The following is a 7,801-nucleotide window of genomic DNA, read 5'->3' as shown; positions in this document are numbered from 1 at the left end:
CGGTACTTCAGTCACAGATGGGTTGACTGAAACACCGTCATCGCGGGCAAGCCCGGCTCCTGCATGTTGATTTTCGTCAGCTTCAGATCAGGCTTTCGGCAGTGCGATACCCTGGCCCATCTGCACCGGCGAACCTGCCACCAGTTCTTCTGCCCACTTCACCTGATCTGGCCCGAACAGCACGATCGCGGTGGAACCCAGCTTGAAGCGACCCAGTTCCGCACCTTTTTCCAGGTGGATCGGCGCCCGTGCGGCTTCGTCGTAGCGGAAGGTTTTCAGCTCGCGCTTCGGCGGCGTGACCAGGCCGGCCCACACGGTTTCAATCGACGCCACGATCATCGCGCCCACCAGTACCACGGCCATCGGGCCACGCTCGGTATCGAACAGGCAGACAACGCGCTCGTTGCGCGCAAACAGCTCCGGCACGTTTTCGGCGGTGGTCTGGTTGACCGAGAAAATCCGCCCCGGCACGTAGACCATCTCCCGCAGGGTGCCGGCCAGTGGCATGTGCACGCGGTGGTAGTCTTTCGGCGAGAGGTAGATGGTGGCGAAATCACCGCCCATGAACGGCGCCGCCACGGCTGCATCGCCGCCCAGCAGTTCCAGCACGCTGAAGCTGTGGCCCTTGGCCTGGAACACACGGCCGTGCTCAATCGGACCCAGTTGGCTGACCGCGCCATCGGCAGGGCTCAGCACTGCGCCTGGGGTTTGATCCAGCGGGCGCGCGCCGTCTTTCAAGGCGCGGGTGAAGAAGGCGTTGAAATGCTCATAAGCAGTCACGTCTTCCACCAGGGCCTGGGACATGTCCACTTGATAGCGCTTGGCGAACCAGCGGGTGAAGGCATTCTTGAACCAGCGCACGCGGCATTCGGCGATGCAGCCGGCCAACCGCGACAGCAGGTGGTGCGGCAGCAGGTACTGGCTGAGGATAAACAACTGCTTTTTCATTAACTGTCCTTAACTCTTAAATCTCGACGGGGGTGTCGGGGTGGTTGCCCCATTCGCCCCAGGAACCGGCATAACCTTTGACTCGCGGATAACCGAGCGCCTTGGCCACCAGGTAGGTGAAGCCAGAGCGGTGGTGAGTCTGGCAATGGGTGATGATCTCTTTATCTCTGGTCAGCCCGAGGTCTTCGAGGATCTGCGGCATGTCGCGGCGGATCCGCAGGTTGCGCGCCTTGTCCATGCCGGCCGTCCATTCGAAATTCACCGCGCCGGGGATGTGCCCGCCTTTGGCCGCGAGCACTTTTTCGCCGGAGTATTCCAGCGGGCCGCGCGCATCCCAGATCCCCAGGTCGGCCGCGCCGAGGCGGCTTTGCAGGTATTCGCGGGTGGCGGTGGGGCCCTCGTGCAGCGTGAGGCTGACCGGGCCGCCGACCGCTGGCGGGACCTCGGTCGACAGCGGGTGTTGTTCCGCCAGCCACGCCAGCAGGCCGCCGTCCAGGTAGTGATATTTCTGATGGCCGATCACGTCGAGCATCCAGATAAAGCGTCCGGCCCAACCGCCGCCTTCGTCGTCATAGACCACGTAGGTGGCGTCCGGGGTGTGGCCCAGTTCGCCGAAGAGTTTTTCCAGGTCGGCCTTGTGGGGCAGCAGGCCGGGCGCCGGCGGCTGGCCCAGCTGGGTGCGCTTGGGGTCAACGAAATGCGCGCCGGGGATGTGCCCTTCGGCGTAGCGGGCGGCACTGGTGAGGTCCACCAGAATCAGCTGTTCGGCATCCAGTCGACCGAGCAGGTCGCTGGACTCGATCACCAGCGGCAAGCCAGAGAAGTCAGGCATGTGAGGTCTCCTGGGCACAAATGTTGGCGATAAAAGAGGGCGATTGTAGCGCAAGCATCAGACGCTGCGGTTGGTAAAGCTGTGCAGCGCTTTCTCGATGCATTGGGCGGTTTTGCCGAAGGCCTGCACGGTGGTTTCCGAGAACGGCCCACCGCCCTGGTCGGCGACCATCAGCATCACGACCTTGCCATTGCAGCTCAGGGAGCGCAGCAGCAGGTGCTCGCCGGTGAACAGGCGCCGCAGGATCGGCGGCAGCAGCGCTGAGAATTGCGCGTGGTTGTCAGGCGTGAGGCGCACCTGGGCGGACTTTTCCAGCAAGCGCTGCAGCAGCGTGCTGTGGACCACCTCCAGGCTCAGGTTGGCAGCGTCCTTGGGCAGGCCGTCGACCTGGTGCACACGCAAGGTGCTCTGGGCGCGGTCGGTCATCAGCAGCATGACCCGCTGCATGCCGCTGGCCGACAGGGCCTCCTTGGCGCAGGTGGTCAGGTGCATGGCGTTGGCGAAGCGGCTCGGCTCCACCAGCAATTCGGTGCAGCGCTTGCGCCACACCGCCAGGGCCTCGGCGGTGGGCGGCGGGGCCGGCAGCAGGCCGCGGTGGATCTTCTGCACATGCCATGGCCAGATCAGCGACAGCGCCGGGTGCCAGAGGTCCGGCATCAAGGTAGTGCGCGCACTGGTGACGGCTTGCTGGTGCACCTGTTGCTGCACGTCGCCCAAAGGCTGTTGCAGGTACAGCGCGGTCAGGTATTGCCAGCGCTGGGTGTGCGGACAGGTCCAGGACTCCTGGGCCGACATCGCCAGGCCGTTGGCCAGCAGTACCGTATTGGCCGGCTGATTCAGCCAGCGCCGCAGGTTGGGGTCGGCATCCAGCAATTGCTGGTGGCGCAACGGGTCATCTTCGCGGGCGATATGCAACGCCTTGACCAGCAGGCGTTGCTCGTTCCGCAGCAGGGTATAGCCCTGGGATACCCAGATCGGCAGGTGCCACGTTTCGGTCAGGCCGAGGCACAGGTCCAGCAGGCGCACGCCGAACAATTCCTGCTCGACTGCACGCGCCGATTGGCCTTTGTGGATAACCCGCAGCTCCCACTCTTCGAGGAGCTTGGGGTAGGCCACCGCCATCGGCCACAGCGGCGACAGGAATAGCAGGCTGCCCCAGTGAATGTCTTGCCACAACCGCGCCAGGCGGCTGCCGAACAAGCCGTTGGCTTGCTGCGAGGCGTGCTGGCTGACCAGCAGCAATTGGCGCAACGCCACCGGAATCTCTTGGGCGGGGACCGAGGGCAGGCGTGCCAGCAACTCTTCGGCGCGCTTGAGGCCCAGGCGATTGAGCGCCACTTCGAGGTTTTCCGCCGGTGCCGTCATGCTGCCATGCGTGTGGCTATTAGCCTCGCGCATCACGCTGAGCACGAGGGCCGGGCTGTTCTGCATCAGTTCGGCAATGTCTCGCAACGAACTGCGGCTATCGCGGATGGCTTTGCACACGCGTTCGTGGCTGGCCTGGGGAACAGGCAGCAGCACGTCGTCCAGGCGCTTGATCCAAGCGGCGAGGGAGTTGGGTTTTGCAGTTGGGACTGTCGTTTCAATAGCCATGATTGGGGCGCGATCATCACTTGCGGTCAACACGCCCGGAACGGGCCGAACTGGCTTTTCGCCTTAACGGGCTATAGTCTGGCGCAGTTTTGCCGATAAGTAGAACAAGAGTTTTTCAGTTCCTCCAAATATGTCCATGAACCTGACGGCGCAAGTACTCATCTCCTATGGCTAAAATTATCGGCATCATCGTCGTCATCGCAAGTGTGCTCGGCGGGTACGTCCTCTCCCACGGTAAAATTGCCGCGCTGATCCAGCCTTTCGAAGTGCTGATTATCGGCGGTGCAGCGTTTGGCGCCTTCCTGCAGGCCAACCCCGGCTACATGACCCTGCACGTGATCAAGAAGTCGCTGGGCATGTTCGGCTCGCGCTTCACCCACTCTTTCTATCTGGACGTGCTGGGCCTGGTCTACGAGATCCTCAACAAGAGCCGCCGCGAAGGCATGATGGCCATCGAAGCCGACATCGAAGACGCTGCGGCCAGCCCGATTTTCGCCAAGTACCCGGCCGTGCTCAAAGACGAGCGCATGACCGCCTACATCTGCGATTACCTGCGCATCATGTCCTCCGGCAACATGGCGCCCCATGAGCTGGAAGGCCTGTTCGACATGGAGCTGTTCAGCCTCAAGGAAGAGCTGGAACATCCTTCCCACGCCGTGACCGGCATCGCCGACGGCATGCCCGGTTTCGGTATTGTCGCGGCGGTACTCGGTATCGTGGTGACCATGGCGTCCCTCGGCGAAGGCGACCAGAAGGCCATCGGCATGCACGTGGGTGCGGCCCTGGTTGGTACCTTCTTCGGTATTCTCGCGGCCTACGGTTTCTTCGGCCCGCTGGCTACCTCCCTGGCCCACGATGCCAAGGAAGAGGTGAACCTCTACGAAGCGATCAAGGCGTGCCTGGTGGCTTCGGCGTCGGGCATGCCGCCATCGTTGGCGGTGGAGTTCGGTCGCAAGGTGCTGTACCCGAAACATCGCCCAAGTTTCGCCGAGCTGGAACAAGCGGTTCGCGGTCGCTAAGCCATGGAAAACAACCAGCCGATAATCATCAAGCGCGTCAAGCGCTTCGCTGCGGGGCACCATGGCGGCGCCTGGAAAATCGCCTTCGCCGACTTTGCGACGGCGATGATGGCGTTCTTCCTGGTGCTGTGGCTGATGTCCACCGCCACACCCGAACAGAAGATCGCCATCGCCGGCTACTTCAAGGACCCCATTGGTTTCTCGGAAAGCGGTACGCCCTTCGTGATCGACCTGGGCGGCTCGCCGCAGTTGGCGCCGGAGCGCACCATCAACCCGGAAATCAAGACCGAATCGCCTCAGGAAAAAATCCCGATCGAGCGCGATACCGTCGAGGCCATGGCTGAGCAAGTCGAGCAGGAACGCCTTGAGCTGTTGCTGCAAGAACTGCAGACCAAGGTCGAGGAAAACCCGCAGTTGCTCAAATTCAAGGATCAGATTTCGTTCGAGATCACGCCGGACGGTTTGCGCATCCAGATCACCGACGCGGCCAATCGGCCGATGTTCGACTCGGGCAGCGCGCGGTTGAAGCCGTACTTTGAAGACATCCTGCTGGCGATGGCCGACACCATCAAGGCGGTACCGAACAAGATCAGCATCAGCGGTCATACCGACGCCAAGCCGTACGCGGGCCAGGGTGACTTCGGCAACTGGGAACTCTCGGCCAACCGTGCCAACGCGGCGCGTCGCGCCCTGGTCGCCGGCAGCTATCCGGACCCGCAAGTGGCGCGCGTGGTGGGGTTTGCCTCCTCGCAGCTGTTTGATCCCAAGGACCCGTTCAACCCGATCAACCGCCGCATCGACATCGTCGTGCTGACCAAGAAGGCCCAGCGTGCGATCGAAGGCGACCAGCACGCCGCGCCACCGGTTCCGACCCCAGGCGACGGTGCGCCCGGTGAAGTACCGGCCGACCCGAACGCCATCCCGCCCGGCCAGGAGCCGTTGCCGGCGCATGAGCTGCGCCAGAAGTTGAACCTGTTCGATGATGGCGGGGTGAAGGATCCTACGGCGCCTGCAACGGGCTCCTAGGCTGCAAGCAGCCCACCTCAACAATGAAAAACGCCCCGGTTGATCGGGGCGTTTTTCATTTCTTATCAAAGAGGGAGATAGGCTTTGACTCCACTGATAACACCTCGCATGTCGTTGGTGTCCAGCCGGGGCACGAAATATTCTCGACCTTTTGCTCGAGTCTTTCTATGGAGCTTATCCAGGCGCTCGAAGCTGATGGTGTAAATCATGTCGCACTTCACCCACAGCTCTTTGTAGCATTTCATGGGCAACGAAGCCTCGTGTGAAATCGCAAAGAAGAACGTCGCCTTGTTGGGGTGATAGTAGAGAGTCAATCGTAAATGCCCCACAAAAAGCAAAGCCGCCCGAAGGCGGCTTCATTCGACGCGCAGTGGAGCTTGCTTCGCCCCTTCTGCGCCGCTGGATCAACCCCGAAAAGGATCCAGGCTCCTGCCAGCTTGCGCTGGTGACGGAGCGATGATGGGCATCAGGAATTTCGAATTCAAGCTGGCTTGCATCGATTGGCCACCCAGTTGCACGGATTCTTGATGCCAGCACCCTTTAAATCAATGGGCTAGGGTGCTTGGTGCTGCCATTTATAGGTATCAAGAAATGGCCCCTCAATAACTGCTTTCGGGCAAGCTCGCAATAATCGACCGATAGCTGTTCATTCGTTGCTGCTGCACACGCCCATCTTCCAGGGCCTTGAGCAGGGCGCAACCCGGCTCGCGGTCGTGCTTGCAATCGCGGAAGCGGCAAGTGCCGATCAGGTCATTGAATTCGATAAAGCCCGCTTCCACATCGCTGCGGCTGACGTGGCCGAGGCCGAATTCACGGATGCCGGGGGAGTCGATCAATTCGCCGCCGCCGGGGAAGTGGAACAATCGCGCGGTGGTGGTGGTGTGGGTGCCTTGGCCGGACAGCTCCGACAGTGGGCCGACGCGGGTGTCGACTTCCGGCAGCAGGCTGTTGACCAGCGACGATTTGCCCACGCCCGACTGGCCGACGAACACGCTGATGCGGCCGTCCAACTGCTGTTGCAGCTGTTCCATGCCATTGCCGTGATGCGCCGACACTTCCAGCACCGGATAACCCAGGGTGCGGTAGACCGCCAGCAGCGCATTGAGCGCAGGCGCGTTCTGCTCGTCGATCAGGTCGAACTTGTTCAGCAGCAACAGCGGGCGAATGCCGGCGTGTTCGGCGGCGACCAGGTAACGGTCGATCAGGTTGGCATGGGGCTCGGGCAGCGGCGCGAACACGATGACGATCATGTCGACGTTGGCCGCCACCGGCTTGAGCTGGCCACGGCTGTCAGGGCGACGCAGCTCGGTGGTACGCGGCAACTGGGCGACGATCACGCCGATGCCCTGGTTGCCGGCACGCCACACGACCTGGTCGCCGGTCACCAGCGCAGGCAGGTTGGCGCGCAAGTGGCAACGGAACACCTGGCCGGCGAGTTCGCCTTCCAGCGCCTCGACTTCGACCTGCACGCCAAAGTGTGCGATCACCAGGCCTGTCTGTTCGGGGCCCAGGTCGCCGCCCTCGAGCGCTTCCACGGCGGAGGATTCACGTTTGGCGGCGCGGGCGGCGCGTTCGCCTTGAATCTTTTCGATGCGCCAGTTTTGGCGACGATTGAGCTGGCGTTTGGCCATTGGTGTTCCGTGTCGATAATGCAAAGGTTGGGTAAAACGGTCGCGAGTCTAGCACGCCCCTGCCTGCTAAACTGCGCAGCTACGCCAAGGTGCCAAGAGAATCAAGCCATGCAAAACCCACAGAACCTGATTTGGATCGATCTGGAAATGACCGGTCTGAACCCCGACACCGACGTCATCATCGAGATGGCCACCATTGTCACCGACAGCAACCTCAACACCTTGGCCGAAGGTCCGGTGATCGCCATCCACCACAGCGATGCCGTGCTCGCCACCATGGATGAATGGAACACCCGCACCCACGGCAACTCCGGCCTGACCCAGCGCGTGCGCGACAGCCGCATCAGCATGGCTGAGGCTGAGGCCGAAACCATCGCCTTCCTGGAAAAATGGGTGCCCAAGGGCAAGTCGCCGATCTGCGGTAACAGCATCTGCCAGGATCGTCGCTTCCTGTATACCCACATGAAGGCGCTGGAAAGCTACTTCCACTACCGCAACCTGGACGTGTCTACCTTGAAAGAGCTGGCTGCGCGTTGGGCGCCAGAGGTCAAAGACAGCTTCCATAAGGGCAGCACCCATTTGGCGTTGGATGATATTCGCGAGTCGATTGCTGAGTTGCAGCATTACCGCAAGCATTTCATCAAGGCCTGAATCTGTGGCGCCTGGCCCGGCGCCTTCGCGAGCAAGCCCGCTCCCACATTCGACTGCATTCCAAAGGTGGAACTCGGTTAAATGTGGGAGCGGGCTTGCTC

The 7,801-nt window shown here is 61.9% G+C and carries 7 protein-coding genes; 3 read left to right on the top strand and 4 right to left on the bottom strand.

Features of this window, described 5'->3' with window-relative positions; all coding sequences use genetic code 11:
• Positions 1–87 precede the first annotated feature (87 nt).
• Genes asd through QMX97_RS30815 form a run of 3 tightly spaced genes read right to left on the bottom strand, consistent with a single transcriptional unit; the run spans position 88 to position 3,373 of the window.
• Positions 88–948 carry an archaetidylserine decarboxylase gene (gene asd, locus QMX97_RS30825; protein ID WP_065900098.1) on the bottom strand — a complete coding sequence of 287 codons (861 nt, stop codon included), beginning with the start codon at positions 946–948 and terminating at the stop codon, positions 88–90.
• A 16-nt stretch (positions 949–964) separates the two neighbouring features.
• Entirely contained in the window at positions 965–1,780 is an 816-nt protein-coding gene (locus QMX97_RS30820) for a rhodanese-like domain-containing protein (RefSeq protein WP_065900099.1), read from the bottom strand.
• A gap of 57 nt (positions 1,781–1,837) precedes the next feature.
• Positions 1,838–3,373, bottom strand: coding sequence for an HDOD domain-containing protein (locus tag QMX97_RS30815; protein WP_282398168.1), 1,536 nt, complete (start codon positions 3,371–3,373; stop codon positions 1,838–1,840).
• 167 nt (positions 3,374–3,540) lie between these two features.
• Here QMX97_RS30815 and motA point away from each other — a divergent pair, with 167 nt between their 5' ends.
• A complete protein-coding gene (motA, locus tag QMX97_RS30810) occupies positions 3,541–4,392 on the top strand; it encodes a flagellar motor stator protein MotA (protein ID WP_065900103.1) in 852 nt (283 codons plus the stop codon).
• Between the two features lie 3 nt (positions 4,393–4,395).
• Positions 4,396–5,418: a flagellar motor protein MotB gene (gene motB / locus QMX97_RS30805; protein ID WP_065900105.1), complete on the top strand. Its 1,023-nt coding sequence runs from the start codon at positions 4,396–4,398 to the stop codon at positions 5,416–5,418.
• 599 nt (positions 5,419–6,017) lie between these two features.
• Here motB and rsgA read toward each other — a convergent pair.
• The gene (rsgA, locus tag QMX97_RS30800; protein ID WP_025858074.1) at positions 6,018–7,049 is read right to left on the bottom strand and encodes a small ribosomal subunit biogenesis GTPase RsgA; all 1,032 of its coding nucleotides are present in this window, start codon (positions 7,047–7,049) and stop codon (positions 6,018–6,020) included.
• A gap of 108 nt (positions 7,050–7,157) precedes the next feature.
• Between rsgA and orn the strand changes: the two genes are divergently transcribed.
• Positions 7,158–7,700 (top strand): oligoribonuclease, encoded by a 543-nt coding sequence (gene orn, locus QMX97_RS30795; protein ID WP_010213620.1) that lies wholly within the window; start codon positions 7,158–7,160, stop codon positions 7,698–7,700.
• The last annotated feature ends 101 nt before the right edge of the window (positions 7,701–7,801 follow it).

The organism is Pseudomonas sp. PS01298, assembly GCF_029959745.1.
GTDB classification, from domain to species: domain Bacteria; phylum Pseudomonadota; class Gammaproteobacteria; order Pseudomonadales; family Pseudomonadaceae; genus Aquipseudomonas; species Aquipseudomonas aylmerensis.
Note: the sequence above shows the minus strand (reverse complement) of the source record. Positions and strands in the feature narration are given on the sequence as shown.

Excerpts from the sequence above, each read along its gene's own strand:
- motA (WP_065900103.1), top strand. The coding sequence starts at position 3,541 with ATGGCTAAAATTATCGGCATCATCGTCGTCATCGCAAGTGTGCTCGGC.
- QMX97_RS30815 (WP_282398168.1), bottom strand. The coding sequence starts at position 3,373 with ATGGCTATTGAAACGACAGTCCCAACTGCAAAACCCAACTCCCTCGCC.
- orn (WP_010213620.1), top strand. The coding sequence starts at position 7,158 with ATGCAAAACCCACAGAACCTGATTTGGATCGATCTGGAAATGACCGGT.
- asd (WP_065900098.1), bottom strand. The coding sequence starts at position 948 with ATGAAAAAGCAGTTGTTTATCCTCAGCCAGTACCTGCTGCCGCACCAC.
- rsgA (WP_025858074.1), bottom strand. The coding sequence starts at position 7,049 with ATGGCCAAACGCCAGCTCAATCGTCGCCAAAACTGGCGCATCGAAAAG.
- QMX97_RS30820 (WP_065900099.1), bottom strand. The coding sequence starts at position 1,780 with ATGCCTGACTTCTCTGGCTTGCCGCTGGTGATCGAGTCCAGCGACCTG.
- motB (WP_065900105.1), top strand. The coding sequence starts at position 4,396 with ATGGAAAACAACCAGCCGATAATCATCAAGCGCGTCAAGCGCTTCGCT.